Source organism: Neorhizobium vignae, assembly GCF_000732195.1.
In the GTDB taxonomy this organism is placed as follows: Bacteria; Pseudomonadota; Alphaproteobacteria; order Rhizobiales; family Rhizobiaceae; genus Neorhizobium; species Neorhizobium vignae.
Map to the genome: position 1 here is coordinate 192780 of NZ_JNNU01000009.1, position 16332 is coordinate 209111.

17 protein-coding genes are annotated in these 16332 nt (G+C 60.9%); 16 read left to right on the forward strand and 1 reads right to left on the reverse strand.

Going from position 1 to position 16332, the window contains the following annotated elements; genetic code table 11:
• The first annotated feature begins 14 nt into the window (after positions 1–14).
• The 10 genes from GQ59_RS17355 to GQ59_RS17390 all read left to right on the forward strand — a co-directional run bounded on the left by GQ59_RS17355 (position 15) and on the right by GQ59_RS17390 (position 9488).
• Entirely contained in the window at positions 15–1085 is a 1071-nt protein-coding gene (locus tag GQ59_RS17355; protein WP_037083518.1) for an ABC transporter ATP-binding protein, read from the forward strand.
• A gap of 42 nt (positions 1086–1127) precedes the next feature.
• A complete protein-coding gene (locus GQ59_RS17360) occupies positions 1128–2366 on the forward strand; it encodes an extracellular solute-binding protein (RefSeq protein ID WP_037083521.1) in 1239 nt (412 codons plus the stop codon).
• Positions 2367–2424: 58 nt separating this feature from the next.
• Positions 2425–3345 (forward strand): carbohydrate ABC transporter permease, encoded by a 921-nt coding sequence (locus GQ59_RS17365; protein WP_037083524.1) that lies wholly within the window; start codon positions 2425–2427, stop codon positions 3343–3345.
• Positions 3342–4205, forward strand: a complete 864-nt coding sequence (locus tag GQ59_RS17370; protein ID WP_037083527.1) for a carbohydrate ABC transporter permease — start codon at positions 3342–3344, stop codon at positions 4203–4205. Before GQ59_RS17365 ends, GQ59_RS17370 begins: the two co-directional genes overlap by 4 nt.
• A gap of 178 nt (positions 4206–4383) precedes the next feature.
• Positions 4384–4533, forward strand: coding sequence for a hypothetical protein (locus tag GQ59_RS32710; RefSeq protein WP_167336304.1), 150 nt, complete (start codon positions 4384–4386; stop codon positions 4531–4533).
• Between the two features lie 247 nt (positions 4534–4780).
• Positions 4781–6721: an AfsR/SARP family transcriptional regulator gene (locus GQ59_RS17375; protein WP_037083530.1), complete on the forward strand. Its 1941-nt coding sequence runs from the start codon at positions 4781–4783 to the stop codon at positions 6719–6721.
• Positions 6722–6816: 95 nt separating this feature from the next.
• Positions 6817–6972 carry a hypothetical protein gene (locus GQ59_RS32360; RefSeq protein ID WP_156376354.1) on the forward strand — a complete coding sequence of 52 codons (156 nt, stop codon included), beginning with the start codon at positions 6817–6819 and terminating at the stop codon, positions 6970–6972.
• Between the two features lie 271 nt (positions 6973–7243).
• The gene (locus tag GQ59_RS17380) at positions 7244–8506 is read left to right on the forward strand and encodes a YcaO-like family protein (RefSeq protein WP_037083532.1); all 1263 of its coding nucleotides are present in this window, start codon (positions 7244–7246) and stop codon (positions 8504–8506) included.
• Positions 8503–9243, forward strand: coding sequence for a TfuA-like protein (locus GQ59_RS17385; protein WP_037083534.1), 741 nt, complete (start codon positions 8503–8505; stop codon positions 9241–9243). The genes GQ59_RS17380 and GQ59_RS17385 overlap by 4 nt, the downstream gene beginning before the upstream one ends.
• Positions 9240–9488 carry a hypothetical protein gene (locus GQ59_RS17390; protein ID WP_037083536.1) on the forward strand — a complete coding sequence of 83 codons (249 nt, stop codon included), beginning with the start codon at positions 9240–9242 and terminating at the stop codon, positions 9486–9488. Before GQ59_RS17385 ends, GQ59_RS17390 begins: the two co-directional genes overlap by 4 nt.
• Before the next feature lie 15 nt (positions 9489–9503).
• On the opposite strand, the gene GQ59_RS17395 is transcribed toward GQ59_RS17390, so the two are convergent.
• On the reverse strand, positions 9504–9932 hold the full coding sequence (locus GQ59_RS17395) for a helix-turn-helix domain-containing protein (RefSeq protein WP_037083538.1): 429 nt from the start codon (positions 9930–9932) through the stop codon (positions 9504–9506).
• Between the two features lie 364 nt (positions 9933–10296).
• On the opposite strand from GQ59_RS17395, the gene GQ59_RS17400 reads away from it, so the two are divergent.
• Genes GQ59_RS17400 through GQ59_RS17425 form a run of 6 tightly spaced genes read left to right on the forward strand, consistent with a single transcriptional unit; the run spans position 10297 to position 16317 of the window.
• Positions 10297–11331, forward strand: coding sequence for an ABC transporter substrate-binding protein (locus GQ59_RS17400; protein WP_037083540.1), 1035 nt, complete (start codon positions 10297–10299; stop codon positions 11329–11331).
• 26 nt (positions 11332–11357) lie between these two features.
• Positions 11358–12152, forward strand: coding sequence for an ABC transporter ATP-binding protein (locus tag GQ59_RS17405; RefSeq protein WP_244447988.1), 795 nt, complete (start codon positions 11358–11360; stop codon positions 12150–12152).
• Complete coding sequence (locus tag GQ59_RS17410; protein WP_037083542.1) at positions 12149–12976, forward strand: ABC transporter permease subunit; 828 nt, start codon at positions 12149–12151, stop codon at positions 12974–12976. Before GQ59_RS17405 ends, GQ59_RS17410 begins: the two co-directional genes overlap by 4 nt.
• 55 nt (positions 12977–13031) lie before the next feature.
• The gene (locus tag GQ59_RS17415; protein WP_037083543.1) at positions 13032–14390 is read left to right on the forward strand and encodes an FAD-dependent oxidoreductase; all 1359 of its coding nucleotides are present in this window, start codon (positions 13032–13034) and stop codon (positions 14388–14390) included.
• Positions 14387–15544: a CaiB/BaiF CoA transferase family protein gene (locus GQ59_RS17420; protein ID WP_037083544.1), complete on the forward strand. Its 1158-nt coding sequence runs from the start codon at positions 14387–14389 to the stop codon at positions 15542–15544. The genes GQ59_RS17415 and GQ59_RS17420 overlap by 4 nt, the downstream gene beginning before the upstream one ends.
• On the forward strand, positions 15541–16317 hold the full coding sequence (locus GQ59_RS17425; protein ID WP_037083546.1) for an enoyl-CoA hydratase-related protein: 777 nt from the start codon (positions 15541–15543) through the stop codon (positions 16315–16317). Before GQ59_RS17420 ends, GQ59_RS17425 begins: the two co-directional genes overlap by 4 nt.
• Positions 16318–16332 lie beyond the last annotated feature (15 nt).

Genomic DNA, 16332 nt, shown 5'->3' on the forward strand with positions numbered 1-16332 from the left:
TACGGAGTTTCGGCATGGCTCGAATGACCCTCAGCGGCATCAAGAAAAGCTTCAAATCCGTCGACGTGCTGCACGGGATCGACCTCGAGATTTCCGACAGGGAGTTCGTCGTTTTCGTCGGCCCGTCGGGATGCGGAAAATCCACGCTGCTGCGATTGATAGCGGGCCTCGACACGATCAGCTCGGGTGAGTTTCACCTCGACGACCGCCGGATGAACGACGTCGCCCCCTCGCGCCGCGGCATCGCCATGGTCTTCCAGTCCTACGCTCTCTATCCGCATATGGATGTCTACGAGAACATGGCTTTTGGCGCGCGGCTGATGGGGCTTGAAAAGGACGAGGTCGAAAAGCGCATCGACGAAGCCTCCAAGATGCTGCGGCTCGATCCGCTGTTGAAGCGCAAGCCCCGAGAGCTTTCCGGCGGCCAGCGTCAGCGTGTCGCGATCGGCCGCGCGCTGGTCAGGAAGCCTAAAGTCCTGCTTCTCGACGAGCCGCTTTCCAACTTGGATGCGGCGCTTCGTTCCGACGTGCGCCTGGAAATCGCAAGGCTCCACCGGGAAATCGGCGGCACTACCATCTACGTCACCCATGATCAGGTCGAAGCCATGACGCTTGCCGACCGGATCGTGGTCATGAACAATGGCAACGTGGAGCAGTTCGGCAGCCCGCGAGAACTCTACGAGAGGCCGGCGAACACGTTCGTTGCGACCTTCATCGGCTCTCCCCGCATGTCGCTTCTCGATGTCGAGCGAAACGGCAATCATCTGGCGCTCGCCGGATCAGGTGCGGTCAGCGCCTCCCGCCTTCCCCATTCGGACGAACGGGATCTGGTCATCGGGATCCGGCCGGATGCGATGACGATCTCCACGGACGAGACCACCGAGGGCTTCAAGGGCAGCGTCGTCTACACCGAATATCTGGGCGAGAACACGTATGTATATGTGCGCCTAGGCGACGGTACGCTGGTCGGCATCCGGTCCTCGGCCTCGATCGACCTGCCGCCGGACACGCCGGTGGTCATCACGGTCGCTTCGGAGCAAATCCACTATTTCAGCCGCGCAACGAGGGAGAGGTTGGCGGCCTGAGAGCACTTTCGTCTCCTATAAATACCAAGAGGATGGAACAAGATGAAAAAGCTAGTTAGCAGCACGATAATAGCCCTGGGAGCCCTGGCGACGGCTTTGCCGGCAATGGCGCAGGAATTGACCTTCTGGAGCTGGCGCCAGGAAGACAAGGCCCAGTACGAAAAGTTCATCGACGTTTTTGAGGCGAAGAACCCGGGCATTACCGTCAAGTTCGAGACGTTCGAAGCGACGAACTACAACACCATCCTGTCGACCGCGCTTGCCGGCGGTTCGGGACCGGACCTGATGTTCACCCGCACCTATGGCGGCATGGAAACGGTCGCAAGCGGCGGTTATCTTCTGGCTCTGGACAAGACAAATGTCCCTGCCCTCTCGACCTTCACCGCGCCGGCGCTCGCCTCGGAAACGATGCGCTCGAACAAGACCACCTATGCCGTTCCCTTTGCCAGCCAGACCATGCTGGTGATCTACAACAAGGACATCTTCGACAAGAACGGCCTGAGCGAGCCGCAGAGCTGGGATGACTTCATCAAGGCATCCGAAAAGCTGAAGGCTGCCGGCGTCATGCCCTTCGCCAACGGTACGGCGACCGCCTGGCAGAACGAAGTCGTGGTCGGTGGCCTTGTCTCCTCGATCATGGGTCGCGGCTTCTACGACGACCTGATGGCCGGCAAGGCCGACTTCACCGACAAACGTTATGTCGGCGCACTCACCAAGCTCAAGGAAATCACCAAATATTTCCCGGACGGCTTCATCGGTCTTGATTACGCTTCCGCCCAGCAGCTCTTCTCCTCCGGCATGGCCGGCATGTTCGTCGGCGGCTCCTACGAGCTTGCCAACTTCAAGAAGCAGAACCCCAACATGAAGATGGGCATCTTCGCCGCTCCCGGCCTGAAGGCCGAGGACGAAAAGCTCGTCGCCCTCTATTTCGACGGTGGTTATGCGGCAAACGCGAAGGGCAAGAACCAGGAAGCCGCGGTCAAGTTCCTGAACTTCCTCGCCAGCCAGGAATTCGGCCAGATGTTCGCCAACGACCTGAACAACATCTCGGCCGTGCCGGGCGTGACGTTCAAGGAACCGCTGCTTGGCGAAGTGGCCGACCTCAACAAGCATTCGATCCCCTACCTGATGCTGGTCCATTTCCGTTACGGCGAGCCGTCGGGTTCCGTCCTGCTGCAGAGCGAGATCCAGAAGCTGCTCGGCGGCAAGGCCACCCCGGAAGAAGTCGGCAAGAACCTGACGACCGGCCTTGCGGCCTGGTACGCCCCGTTCAAAAAGTGACCTCAAGCGGCGGGGCGGCTTGGAAGTCGCCCTGCCTTCAAACCTCAAGAGAGTTGTGATGCCCGGATCGCCCCTTGTTTCGCGAAGGCTCTGGATTTCGGTGCTGATCGTGCCGCCGCTTGCCTTCGTGGCGCTGTTTGTCGTCTACCCGATCATTTCTGCCTTCGCCTATGCTTTCTTCCATTGGAACGGGCTGGCGCGGGGGGAATTCGTGGGTTTCGCAAACTTCTACAAGGTTCTGTTCACCCAGCCTTATGCCGATTGGACCGTCAACGCGTTCCTCCACAACGTCTGGGTCTTCTTCGCGCTGATGGTGCTGCAGAACGGGCTCGGTTTTCTGCTCGCCTATTGCCTGTGGCGGGAATTGCCGGGTGCGGCCTTGCACAGGATTTCCGTCTTCCTGCCGGTCGTGCTGTCGACCATCATCGTTGGCTTTCTCTGGAAGCTCTTCCTCCATCCGCTCTTCGGCGTGGTCAACATCTCGTTCCGCGGGCTGGGCCTGGGCGGACTTGCCCAACCTTGGCTGGGGCAGGATTCCACCGCGCTCTGGTCGTTGATCGTTGCCAACGCTTGGCACATGGTCGGCTTCCCGACCTTGGTCTTCCTCGCCGGCATGCAGCGAATTCCGGGAGAGATCCTCGACGCCGTACGCATGGAAACCGAAAGCGAATGGACGAAGATCACCAAGATCGTCTGGCCGCTGGTGGCACCCAGCGCCACGGTCGTCTTCACGCTTCTCTTCGTCGGCAGCTTCAACTGGTTCGAGATCCCCTACGTGATGGTCGGCCTTGAAGGCTCTCCGCACGGCGCGACGGATGTGCTCGGGCTTTATTTCTACCGCACCGCCTTCGGCAACATGTCGGGCTCGGGCCAGGATTTCGGAGCCGGCAGCGCGCTTGCCGTGCTGATCTTCGTCTTCATCGCCCTTGTCGCCGGCGTCATCACCTTCAAGCTGCGGGCCAGGGAAATCCAGATATGAGTGCTGCTTCGCAAAGCTACTACGATCGGCGCGGCATGCTCGCCACGCTCGGCAAGGATGGCCTGATCCAGATCATCCTGATTCTGAATACGGTGGTGATGCTCGCCCCCATCGTCATCATGCTGTTTGCCGCGTTCAAGACCAATGCGCAGATCTTCCAGTCGCCGTTCGGTTTCCCGGATTTCTCCAACTTCGCCAACATCACCAAGATCTGGAGCCAGACCAACTTCCTGCGCTATCTCCTGAATTCGGTGATCGTCACCGGCGCGTCGATCGTCGTGATCCTGACGCTTGGGACGATGGCAGCCTATGCCGTCGGTCGCTACAAGTTCCGGGGATCGAGCTTCGTGCTGATGTTCTTCCTGGCGGGACTGACGCTTCCCCTCAAGCTCGCGATCATCCCGCTCTTCATCCTGATGCGCGATCTCGGCATCCTGAACACGCAGCTATCGCTGATCGTCATCTATGTGGCGATGGGCCTGCCGACCACCGTCTTCATCATGACCGGCTTCATCGCCACGCTCCCGAACGAACTGGAGGACGCGGCCCGCATGGACGGCGCCAGCGAACCCCGGATCATGTGGTCTATCATGCTGCCGCTGGTCAGGCCCGCCCTGGTGATCGCCGGCATCCAGAACGTCGTGCCGATCTGGAACGATTTCTTCTTCCCGCTGATCTTCATTCAGAAGGACAACCTGAAGACCCTGCCGCAGGGCCTGACCACCTTCATGGGCGAATACACGACCGATTGGGGCGTGCTGTTTGCGGGGCTTCTGCTGTCTTCGGCTCCGGTCATCATCGTCTACATCATCCTGTCGCGCCAGTTCATCAACGGCATGACGGCGGGAGCCGTGAAGTAGACCGGCAAAGGACCGTGCTGGGGTTGGCCGGTGAACGAGGGCATTGTCGCGAATAGGGTCAGCTCGATGACGATGGTTGTGCTGTTATGCCCGTCTTGGATGCCGCTCGCAGCCGCAACATCACAAAACAATCGCAACCCCATAGCGGATCAGGGCGTTCAGCGGTAAAAGCAGATTCATGAACGACAACATCATCAAATTCCGACGCCCGGAACCGCCGCCGCGAGAGCCGAATCCGCTGCTGCGCAAGTTGGCGGTTGTTGCAGCCGTGATCGTGTGCCTTGTTCTCGCCTGGGCGTATTTCCAATTCCTTGGAAACCCGGCGTAAATCCGGGTTCCTGGTTTAGTCGGCGCCAGTATTCTGGAGACGCCGTTTTTGTTGTTGCTTTCGGCGCGCCATCCCAACCCGAAGAGGGAATAGGAACGCGATTCGACCATGGCGATAAAAGCCGGTTTGACGAAACTCGCGATAGCTGTATCCTAATGGTCCAACAGTCTCAAGAAATGCATGTACATGCAGTCCCCTTAACGATACATATTTCTGACAACAACTCGTAGTTCCGAACAACAACAAAATGCTCGAAAATACGACGCTCAAAATCCGGTTGCTCGGTCGCCCTTCACTTGAGTTGGAGGGCGCGAGCATCGCGCTGCCGGAAAAGGCGTATTTTCTCTTTGCCGTCGTTGCGATGGCGCCCAGATTGACGGTCGACCGCGAAACGATACGGCGGCTTCTCTGGCCTTCCCACGACGCGGAGAAGCGTGCAAACAGCCTGCGTCAGCTTTTGGCACGCATCGCCAAGGCTGTCGGTCCGGATGCTCCGGCCATCCTTGTCACCGACGAAGAAGCGCTGAGGCTTGATTGCGATCGGTCCGACATCGATCTCCTCGCCCTGATGGAGACCGGCCCCCTAAGGGAAGAGGACTGGGATCTTGTTCGAGGCGAACTGCTCGAAGCCGTAGAGGCTCCGACGGGCGGCGCGGAAGACTGGTTATTGGACGCACGGCGCAAGGTCGGGGACTGGCGATCGAGCCACATCGAAAGCCTGCTGGCGAGATCGTCCCATCAGCAGTCCTCGTCATTGCCCTTGCTCGCCAACCGCCTGATCGAACTGGATGCCGCCCATGAGGGCGCCGCGCGGGCGTTGATGAAGTATCATGTCGGCCATGGAGACTTCGCCGCCGCCCGCCAAGCCTATAGCCGATGCCGGGACCAGCTCAGGGCCGATTACGGTACGCCACCGACACCTGAGACGGTTGGGCTCGCCCACGAACTCGGCATCCTCAGCCAGCCCGGGTCGGACCGCACGCCCGAAGCGGAGGAACGCCCAAGGGATGTCATGCCGGCACAGCCGCGCGTGGTGATCCTTCCGCCCGAGACGATCGTCCACGATGCGCTGGTCCAGCGGCTCGGCAGGGCCCTTTTGGAAGACGTCACGATCGGCCTCAGCCATCAGCGTGTCTTCAAGATCATCGCCGCCCACACGAGCTTTGAACTGCTCAATCGATCAGGAGATCCAAATCAGCGCCAGTCGGCCCTCAGTGACCTTCAGTTCGATTATTCCGTGTTCGTGACGATCCAGGGCGAAGGCGACGAGATTTTTGCGACCTGCAGGCTGACACGGGTCGGCACCGGCGAGGTGCTCTGGGCCATCAACCTGCCGCTCGACGTCCAGCAGATGAGGGCGTCTTTCAGCCAGTTGGCGCGGCGTATTTCGATGTCGCTGACCGATGTCATCGAACGGCATGAAATCGCCAGGTCCCTCGATGATGTCGATCCCTCTGCCTACCGCCTTTATCTCGAAGGAAAGCGCTATCTGTCCGGCACGGACCTCCAGCATCTGCGCCAGGCACGCAAATGGTTCAAATCGGCGGTCAAGCGGTGTGACAGCTTTTCGCCGGCGCATGCCGGAATTTCACGCTCACTGGGCATGGAATGGCTGGTTCGCGGCATGAAGGACAATGAGCTGCTGGATGTCGCCAATCAATCCGCCCGCGCATCCCGCGATCTCGATCCCGGCAGCGGCCGCGCCTTCCGCGAACTGGGCTTCATCTCCCTCTATCGCCGGCGTTTCGATGAAAGCCTGGATCTATTTCAGGAGGCTCAGAACCTCAATCCGAGCGATGCGGACGTATTGGTCGATTATTCGGACGCGCTGTCGCATGCGGGCGACCTGGACAAGGCCCTCGATCTCGGGCTCGCGGCTTTCAAGCTGAACCCGCTGCCGCCGGACTATTACTACTGGATCCTGGGCTCCACCTATTACGTGCGCCAGGAATATTCGAAGGCGATCGATACCATCGACCCGGTCCGCACCAAGCACGCCACCGCGCGGCTGCTTGCCGCCAGTCACGCGATGGCTGGTGACATGCCTGCCGCGCGTAAATATGCCGCGATCGTCAGGGAAAATTTCCCGGACTTCCGCAGCGAGGACATCCGTTACTTCGTGCCGGACCGCGACCCCGCCCACGCAGAGCTCCTCATTCATGGCCTCCGGCTCGCCGGGCTGCCGTAAACAGGCGTGAAAATGCCTGTCACGCTGGAATAACACCCGGTGTGGTCCTTTCTCGACGCAACGCAGCACAAGCTGCCTATTAGCGGAGAGAAAGCATGGAAACGAAGTTCAAGACCTCCAAGCCGGTTGAAACCACTGCCTCTGCCCCGACGCTGCGGTTTTCCGCCGCTGCCGAAGCCGTGCTTGGCGGCCGGACCGACATTGCGCCGAACGCGCTCTCTCAGGTCACGCATGCCATGAGATATCAGTAATGAGCCTGGAAGCCCAAGGTGCCGACGGCTGCCTTGGGCTTAACCACGCGCCGCCAAGCAAAAGATCGTTCAAGCAGCCAGACGAGCCCCCTGAACAAGCCTGTCACGCCCAAGTCACGGTGCCTTTGGTTTCCTCTCCATTACAAACCCTTGGAGAGGACGATTCGACCAGATGAGTTCGGCACCGCAACCACTTTTGCAGACCCGGCAGTCGCTCGCCCGATCTCGCTCCAGTTCAGGGCCTCTTGAAATTCGGCCGCCGGAAATGATGATGCAGGTCCAGTCATCGATCCAGACATTCGCAGCCTCGCTGACCCAGCGGGAGCAGGGTTTCAGCACGTATCATGACCGGCGCGTTTCCCCGGCGGAAACCTTCGACGCGATCAGCCCGTTCTTCCGAGATCTTGGCATTACCCGGGTCGGCTTCCTGACCGGCCTCGACCGTGTCGGCATTCCCGTCGCCTTTGCGACGCGCCCGAACAGCCACACTCTTTCCGTCTTTCAGGGCAAAGGCGTCGATGCCGATGCGGCGCGTACCTCGGCCGCCATGGAGGCCCTGGAGACGCGGGTCGCGGAAATCGAACCGGCATCACTCACCTGGGCGACCGTCAACGACGTTGCGAGCTCCGCAGCGGCGATGATCGATCTTCATTCGACCGCACGGTGCGTGCCCTCCGAAATTGGTGACCGCCAGATACCTTGGGTCCCCGGTCTGGATATCCTTTCCGGCAATCAGGTCATGGTGCCTTGGTGGCTTGCCGGAATGGACCACCGGGGCGAACGGCCGGCCGGTTTCGAGCAGTCCAGCGATGGTCTTGCATCCGGAAATACCCGCGCCGAGGCACTTCTTCACGGGCTGTGCGAACTCGTCGAGCGTGACGCCTGGACGCTTGTCCAGCTCAAATCCGAACAGGAATTGAATGCCTGCCTCGTCGATCCAGCCACGGTCGAGGATGCCTTGATCGACCTGCTGGTCGGTCGTCTCCGCGATGCAGGCATGCAGCTCCTCCTCCTCGACATGACGACGGATCTCCAGGTTCCGGCTTTCCTGGCAGTACTGATCCCGGACTCCACGGCCAAGCGGTCAGACCCGCGTTGGAGCCAGATTTGCGGCGGCTGCGGTTGCCACCCCGATCCGATACGCGCAATGCTGCGCGCCATTACCGAGGCCGCGCAGAGCCGCCTGACTGCTATTGCCGGCAGCCGCGACGATTTTTCGCCCCGCATCTATCAGCACATACGGGCGGACAACGCTCTCGGCCGCCTGGTCGCCCTGTCGTCGCTGGACAGGCGCCCGGTCCGGTATCGCGAGCTTGACGCAACCCGCCACTCCATCAACGGCACGATCGATCACATACTCGGTCGCCTCAGGCTTGCCGGCATCCGGCAAGTCGTTGCGGTTCCCATGCAGGATGCGGGGCTCCCCGTATCGGTCGTCCGTGTCGTCGTTCCCGGCTTGGAAGTTGAACTTTCAGGCCAATATTTGCGGCTCGGTATCCGCGCTGCAAACGCCATAAGGAGGTCACGGCATTGAAAGTGGTTTTTGTCGGACCGAGTCTCGGGTCTTCGACCCGCCAGATGAAGCAACGATTTCCCTCGCTAACCTTCCGCGGGCCTGCGGCGCGTGGCGACATTCTGAAGGCGGTCGAGGACGGCGCCAAGGCGATCGCGCTCATCGACGGTTATTTCGGCGAGTCCGCCTCCGTATGGCACAAGGAGATTCTCTATGCGCTGAGCTGCGGTGTCTCCGTCGGCGGCGGCTCGAGCATGGGAGCTTTGCGCGCTGCCGAATGCGAGGCATTCGGAATGGTCGGCATCGGCAGGATCTATTCCGATTATGCCGCCGGCCGGTTGATCGACGACGAAGCCGTCGCACTGATCCACGGACCCGAGGAACTCGGCTGGATGCCGCTCTCAGTGCCCCGCGTCGATTACGAGGCGACGATCCGCAAGCTTGGGCGTATGGGGCTTATCTCGGCCGCCGAGCGGGAGAGATTTTTCCTCGCCGCCAATTTCATGCACTACACCGAGCGAACCTATCAGGCCATTCTCGAACGGTGCGATTTCAGCGATCCTCAGCGCAGTGCAGTAATCCTTCACGACATCAAACGCCATCAGGTGGAATTGAAGCGTGAGGATGCGAGAGCCGTCCTCGTCTGGTTAAACGGCATCAGCAGTACCAACAAACACTCCAAATGGACGTTCGCACAGACCGCCCACTGGGAAAAACTGCGCGACGAGGTCGACTCGGCGCAAGGATCCATGAAATGATTGATCTCGCAAATGACGTTGCCAGCGACGAGTACGCCCGCCTGTTCCGCATGCTTTCGGCGGTCAACAAGGAAGCGGAATCGCTTCAGCTCTCCACGGTCGTCCACCTAACGAACATGGCACTTCTTCAACTCTCGCTCGACTGGGAAGGCGTCAGCCCCGAAAACGAGAGGAGCGTGAAGCTGAATGCGATATTCCGCAGCAAAACGAAGCTGGCCCTCGATGAGGACGGTCCGAGGACGTAAACCGTCAGGGACCCATCACTGGGCGGGCTGTCTTTCGATCTCGGCGAAAAGCGCTTCCGCCTCGAATTCTTTTGCGGCAACCGCCTGAACCAGTTCCAGGATGCGTTTGCGAAGAATCGGCTTCGAAATGCTCATGAATGCCGTGCTCATCAGCAGCGCTTCATGCGTGAAATCGAATTGCGGGTCTTCGAGTTGATTGTCGTTCGACGGCTCGACTGTCGGGATGCGGTCGAAGAACGCTACCATCTCGACCCTCAGCGCGGTCGCAATCTCCACGAGCTTGCCGACGGCAATCCGGTTGATGCCGTTTTCATATTTTTGAAGCTGCTGAGACGTGATGCCCACATGGTGGGCAAGTTGCGGTTGGGTAAGTTTTTTCTCTCGCCTGTAGAGGCGGATCCGCTTTCCAACCTCTCTGTCGGCGGCATTGGGTGCTTTGCTCACTGCAGGACCATCTCTCCGGGCTAGGATACACAGGTGTTATTTGTATCCTATCATCGATAGGTTGCCGAGTACCCTTCAACTATTTTCTATCTTGAGTGGATAAATAAAGAATCCGTCGACTATGAACGCCTGCCCCTCCGGCATTTCCGGTCTCGCAGCGAGGCTGTGGTACGCGAAGACGCCTTCCATTTGTCAGATCGCGGAAATCGGCGACACGACGGTGTTGCCTTTTCGGCAACGAAATATGCGAAATATTGTTCTTTATTAGAACGCGACATTGCGCCATCCTCCCCTCAATCCGGCACCTGAGACCGGCCAAGTCAAGCGAAAATGTATCAGGCCACAAGGCCAACAGGGGAACGCTATGTCTAATTTCACGATGAATCGCCGCCGTTTTATCACCAATGCGGCGGCCGCGGGCGGTCTTGCCGCGACCTCCAGCTTCCTCGGCATCCGGGCCGGCAACGCCAAGGACGTGGCCAAAGTGCGCATGCAGCTCGGCTGGCTCGTCTCGAACGGCGTGCTCGGCGAAGTCGCCGCCATGAAGAAGGGGGTTTTCCAGGAACAGGGCATCGAGCTTGAAATCGTCCCCGGCGGACCGAGCGTCGATGGCGTCGCGGGCGTGGCATCGGGCCAGTCCGCAACCGGCCAGATTTCCTCCAGTCCGTCCGTCATGCTGGCGCGTTCCGCCGGCCTGCCGGTCAAGGCCTTCCTGTCCGGCTACCAGAAGCACCCCTTCACCTATTTCTCGCTGAAGAGCAAGGCAATCAAGACCCCGAAGGACATGATCGGCAAGACGATCGCCACCCAGCCGACCGCCTTCATCCTGCTGCGCGCGCTTCTCGCACAGAACGGCATCGCCGAGGATCAGGTGAAGATGGTCAACATGGGTTCGGACATGAACCAGCTGATCACCGGCCAGGCCGATGCGGTCACCGGCTGGCTCACCAATGTCAACGCTCTCGATGTGCTCGGCGACAACCGCGTCGACATGATGCTTTGGGACAGCGGCCTGCAGCTCTACGCCAACGTCTACTACACGACCGACGACCAGATCGCCAAGCACTCCGACGTTCTCGAACGCTTCACCCGCGCCGCTGCCAAGGGCTGGGGTTATGTTCGCAACAACCAGAAGGAAGCTGTCGAGATGCTCTGTGAGACCTATCCGATCCTCGACAAGGCCAGCGAAATGAAGGCCGTTGCCCCGTGCGTCGACTTCTCCTTCGGCGCCACCACCAAGGCATCGGGGTGGGGTACCATGTCGCGTGAAAACTGGGCGGCCCAGATCAAGGCCTATGCCGATCTCAAGCAGTTCAAGGGTACTGTTCCCACGGTCGACGACGTCGCGAACTTCTCCATCCTCGAAGCCACCGCCGACATCCGCAAACAGGTGGGGTGATGGCCATGTCAGGAGCGGCGAAATTGATGCCGAGCGTTCCCTTGACCGAACCGGCAACCACGGCGGTTTCCATCCGAAACCTCTCCGTCCGGTTCGGCGACAGGAACAACGAATTCACGGCCCTTTCCGACGTCTCCGTGGACATACCGGAAGGTGCCTTCGTCACCATGCTTGGGCCCTCCGGCTGCGGAAAATCGACCCTGCTCAGATGCGTGGCGGATCTCGTCCACATCAGCGACGGTTCGATTTCCGTCTTCGGCCGCAGCCCCCAGGAGGCTCGCCAGAGCCGCGACTTCGCCTTCGTTTTCCAGGATGCAACGCTGCTTCCCTGGCGGAACGTCCTCGAGAACGTACGCCTGCCGCTGGAAGTGGGAAAACACGCCCAAACCGGCGACAATGCGGATCCGCATGAACTGTTGGCCATGGTCGGGCTGAAGGGGCGCGAAAATGCGCTCCCTCACGAGCTTTCGGGCGGCATGCGCCAGCGCGTGGCGATCGCCCGTGCGCTGATCACGCGGCCGCGCATCCTGCTGATGGATGAGCCGTTCGGGGCGCTGGACGAAATCACCCGCGACCGTCTGAACGAGGAGCTGCTGCGCGTCTGGCAGGAAACGGGAACGACGATCCTGTTCGTCACCCATTCGATCCCGGAAGCAGCCTTCCTCGGCCAGAACGTGCTGATGCTCCAGGCCCATCCGGGCCGCGTAAAGGAGTTCATGAAGGTCGATCTCCCCTTCCCGCGTTCGCTTGCCGTGCGTGACACCGTCGAATTCATCGGCGTCACCGCGCATCTGCGCCGCCTTCTGGAGGAATGCCTGTGAGCCACGTCGTTTCCTCCACAGCCAAGACCGAGGCCGATCGCAAGATCGCGCTTCTCGATGCCACCGCCGGCGTGCTCGTCAAACATATGCCGGCGATCGCGGCCGCCGTCGGGCTGGTGGTCCTCTGGCAGTTTGTCGTCTGGGCCTTCAAGATACCGACCTTCATGGCACCTAGCCCGGTCGATGTCGCCTATGCTTTCCGCGACAATGCCGGGATCCTCTGGACCAACATGCTGCCAACCATCCTCGAGGCTTTTCTCGGCTTCGTCTTCGGCAATCTCGTCGCCATCCTTCTGGCGATCTGGTTCGTCCACAGCGCGACCGCGGAAAAGGCCTTCTACCCGATCGCCGTCTTCATCAAGGCGATCCCGATCATCGCGCTTGCCCCGATCCTGGTCCTCATCTTCGGCAACGGGCTTGCGCCCAAAATCATCATTGCCGGGCTGATCTGCTTCTTCCCGACGCTGGTCAACATGGTCCAGGGCCTGAAATCCGCGAGCCCCGCCATGCTGGACCTGATGCGGGTGCTGTCCGCCAGCAACACGGAAATCCTCTGGAAGGTGCGGCTGCCGAGTTCGATGCCGTTCCTGTTTGCGGCACTGAAGATTGCCGCGACCAGCAGCGTCATGGGCGCCATCGTCGCTGAATGGATCGGCTCCAGCTTCGGCCTCGGCGCTCTGATCATCGAGGCGACCTACAATTTCCGCTCGCCTCTGCTTTACGCAACCGTCGTCATCGCCGCGGTCCTCGCGGTCGTCCTCTTCTTCATCGTCTCGGTGATCGAAGCCCGGATGATCCGCTGGAAGCCGGCCGGATCGCACTGAGCCTTATCCACTGAGCCAACTGTCCTCAGGCCCAGCTTTTTGGGAGTTTGAACCAATGCAACAGACAATTCTTCAGGCGGCGCGCAACGTCGCAGTGGTGGACCGTTCCGATGTGGTCGTGGTCGGTGGAGGACCGGCGGGCATTTCAGCAGCCGTTTCCGCAGCCCGCAACGGCGCCAAGGTGACCCTTCTCGAGCGCTACCCCTATGTCGGCGGGCTTGCCGCCGGCGGCATGGTGCTGGTGCTCGACGACATGATCAACAACCTCGAAATCACCGTGCAGGGCATCTGCATGGAGATGATCGAGCGGATGAAGAAATGGGACCTCTGCGTTACGCCAACCGGCCGCGACCGCGAACTCGATATCCGCGAGACGCCTGAAGCCTGGCGGCGATGGGCGCGCTGGGGCCTGTTCGATTTCCACACCCAGTCCATGCCGCACCCGATCTGCTTTTCCGCAGCCTTCGATCCGGACGGCTTCAAGCGCGCCTCCTACGACGTGCTGACCGAAGCCGGCGTAAAACTCCGCACCCATAGCTGGTTCTCCTCCGCGATCATGGAGGGCAAGACCATCAAGGGTGTCATCTGCCAGACCAAGTCGGGCATGGAAGCGATCCTCGGCGATATCGTCATCGACACGACCGGCGATCTTGATGTCGCGGCCTCGGCCGGCGCCTCGCATGTGGAATCGAACTTCATCCTGACCACCGTCTCCCGCTGGGGCGGCGTCGATACGGATGCCGCCGAGCGCTTCGAGTTCGAGGAGCCGGAAGCCTTCAAGAAGATCGACCACGAGGCAAAACGCCTGATCGGCGGCTGCTGGTCGTTCTGGTGGCTGAAAACCCCGCTGCCGGGCGTCGTCTGGCTCAACTGCCCGCATATGCCCAACCTCTCCGGCCTCAAGACCGAAGACCTCACCAAGGCCGAGCTCGAAGGCCGCAACCGCATTGCCCGCCTGCTCGATTTCACCCGCGAAAAGATGCCGGGTTTCGAAAAAGCCTATGTAGTCGATTTCGCGCCGCAGACCGGCGTGCGCCAGACGCGGCTGCTGGAAGGCGAATACGTCGTAACCAAGGACGACGTGATGAACCGCATCCACTTCTCCGACACCGTCTGCCGCGGCCGCGACTATTACACGCCCTACCGGTCGATGCTGCCGCGTGAAGTGGACCAGCTGATCGTCGCCGGACGTCACTACTCGGCGACACCGCAGGCGCAGAAATCGAGCCGCGAGATCCCGCCCTGCATGGCCATGGGCGAGGCCGCGGGCGTCGCCGCCGTCGTGGCGCTCAATGCCGGAACCACCGTACGGAAAGCCGATATCGGCAAGATCCAGAAACAGATGCGGGCCCAGGGCGCCGATCCCGGCGATGTGCCCTCAGATAATGCAACATTCCTGGAGGCTGCGGAATGAATTCTTTACCCCTCGACGGCGTCCGCGTGATCGATTTCACGCAGGTCATGCTCGGCCCCTGCTGCACCCAGACGCTCGCCGACTATGGCGCCGAAGTCATCAAGATCGAAAAGAGCAAGATCGGCGACCTGTCCCGCTGGTCGCTCGGTTCCGATCCTGATGGCCTCAACAACCCGGTCTTCTGCTCGCTGAACCGCAACAAGAAGAGCCTGGCGCTCGACCTGAAGCTCACCGAAGCCCGCGACGCCGTGCTCGCCCTGATCGCGGGCGCCGACGTGGTGGTCAACAACTTCCGCCCGGGCGTGATGGAGCGCATGGGCTTCGGCTACGAGGACCTGAAGAAGATCAACAAGCGGCTGATCTATGCCGTCGGCACCGGCTTTGGCCTCACCGGCCCATACCAGCACAAGGGCGGCCAGGACATTCTCGCCCAGGCTCTCTCGGGCGTCATGCGCCGCAAGTCGGATAGCGCCCACCCGACCTCGATCTATGCGACCCCGCTCGCCGACTATTCCGCCGGCATGCATCTGGTCCAAGGCATTCTGCTGGCGCTCCTGCACCGGGAAAAGACCGGCGAAGGCCAGCATGTGGCCGTCAGCCTCTACAATTCCATGCTCGCCATGCAGATGCAGGAAGGTGCCGCGCACATGATGCGCGAAAAGGATCTGAACTGGGGTGCCTTCCCGCTGACCGGCGTGTTCGACACCACCGACGGCGCGATCGTCATGGTCGGCGCCTTCAAGCAGAACCCGTTGCAGGACATCTGCAACGCGCTCGAAATCGAGGACCTGTCGGCTCAGCCGCGCTACAAGGATTTCGATTCCCAGATGGCGCATCGCCCGGAACTGCAGGAGATTTTCCGCGCGAACTTTGCCAGGAACAGCAACGCCCATTGGCTGAAGCGCCTGGAAGAGGTCGACATCCTCTGTGCGCCAGTGCGCAACCTTGCCGAAGCGCTGCAGGACCCGCAGACGGTCATCAACAAGATGATCCTCGAAGCCGGCGAAACGGCTGCCGGACCAATCCGCCTGATCGGGTCGCCGATCGACATGTCGGCCGCACCGGTTTCGGTTCGCATCTCCCCGCCGAGCCTCGGCCAGCACAATGACGAAATCCTTGCCTCGTTGGAGTCTCGCCGCGGAGATGCGGCATGACCGTCGGATTTTCCGTCGAGAACCGTGTCGCACGGGTCACGCTCGACCGCCCGGACCGCATGAACGCCGTCGACGCCGCGACCGAAAAGGAGCTGGACGCCATCTGGTCCGAGATCGAGGCCCGCGACGACATTTCCTGCGTGGTCCTGACCGGCAGCGGCCAAAAGGCCTTCTGCACCGGCGCCGACCTCAAGGGCGGCGCCACCAAATCCGGCCTCGAATACTGGGCCGAAAGCCGCACCAACGGTTTCGGCGGCCTCGCCTTCCGCAAGTCGCTTGACGTGCCCGTCATCGCCCGTGTCAACGGTTACGCACTCGGCGGCGGCCTCGAAATGGTGCTCGGCTGCGACATCGTGATTGCCGCAGATACCGCCAAGTTCGGCCTGCCCGAGGCCCGCGTCGGCCGCATGCCGCTCGACGGCGGCATGGTGCTCCTGCAGCGTAAGATCCCCCATAACCTCGCCATGGCCGTCATGCTGACCGGCCGGCAGTTCACTGCAGCCGAAATGCAGGGTTTCGGCATCGTCAATGAAACCGTTCCCTTCGACGCGCTGGATGCGGCCGTCGACAGATGGGTGAGCGATATCGTCGCCTGCGCCCCGCTGTCCTTGAAGGCGATCAAGCAGACCGTCAACCGCACCGGCCATCTCAGCCCCGCCGAAGCCCAGGGCCTGCGCACCCCCGCGTTGATCCGCGCGCTTCAGAGCGAAGATGCCGTCGAAGGTGTGACAGCCTTCCGCGAAAAGCGTGCTCCGGTTTGGCAGGGCCGGTAGGTATGGTATGAATTT

What these genes read in the sequence shown, in the direction of transcription:
- GQ59_RS17390 (WP_037083536.1), top strand. Translation starts at nt 9,240, where the DNA reads ATGATTGATCTCGCAAATGACGTTGCCAGCGACGAGTACGCCCGCCTG.
- GQ59_RS17370 (WP_037083527.1), top strand. Translation starts at nt 3,342, where the DNA reads ATGAGTGCTGCTTCGCAAAGCTACTACGATCGGCGCGGCATGCTCGCC.
- GQ59_RS17355 (WP_037083518.1), top strand. Translation starts at nt 15, where the DNA reads ATGGCTCGAATGACCCTCAGCGGCATCAAGAAAAGCTTCAAATCCGTC.
- GQ59_RS17375 (WP_037083530.1), top strand. Translation starts at nt 4,781, where the DNA reads ATGCTCGAAAATACGACGCTCAAAATCCGGTTGCTCGGTCGCCCTTCA.
- GQ59_RS17380 (WP_037083532.1), top strand. Translation starts at nt 7,244, where the DNA reads ATGCAGGTCCAGTCATCGATCCAGACATTCGCAGCCTCGCTGACCCAG.
- GQ59_RS32360 (WP_156376354.1), top strand. Translation starts at nt 6,817, where the DNA reads ATGGAAACGAAGTTCAAGACCTCCAAGCCGGTTGAAACCACTGCCTCT.
- GQ59_RS17415 (WP_037083543.1), top strand. Translation starts at nt 13,032, where the DNA reads ATGCAACAGACAATTCTTCAGGCGGCGCGCAACGTCGCAGTGGTGGAC.
- GQ59_RS17400 (WP_037083540.1), top strand. Translation starts at nt 10,297, where the DNA reads ATGTCTAATTTCACGATGAATCGCCGCCGTTTTATCACCAATGCGGCG.
- GQ59_RS17425 (WP_037083546.1), top strand. Translation starts at nt 15,541, where the DNA reads ATGACCGTCGGATTTTCCGTCGAGAACCGTGTCGCACGGGTCACGCTC.
- GQ59_RS32710 (WP_167336304.1), top strand. Translation starts at nt 4,384, where the DNA reads ATGAACGACAACATCATCAAATTCCGACGCCCGGAACCGCCGCCGCGA.
- GQ59_RS17405 (WP_244447988.1), top strand. Translation starts at nt 11,358, where the DNA reads ATGCCGAGCGTTCCCTTGACCGAACCGGCAACCACGGCGGTTTCCATC.
- GQ59_RS17360 (WP_037083521.1), top strand. Translation starts at nt 1,128, where the DNA reads ATGAAAAAGCTAGTTAGCAGCACGATAATAGCCCTGGGAGCCCTGGCG.
- GQ59_RS17420 (WP_037083544.1), top strand. Translation starts at nt 14,387, where the DNA reads ATGAATTCTTTACCCCTCGACGGCGTCCGCGTGATCGATTTCACGCAG.
- GQ59_RS17365 (WP_037083524.1), top strand. Translation starts at nt 2,425, where the DNA reads ATGCCCGGATCGCCCCTTGTTTCGCGAAGGCTCTGGATTTCGGTGCTG.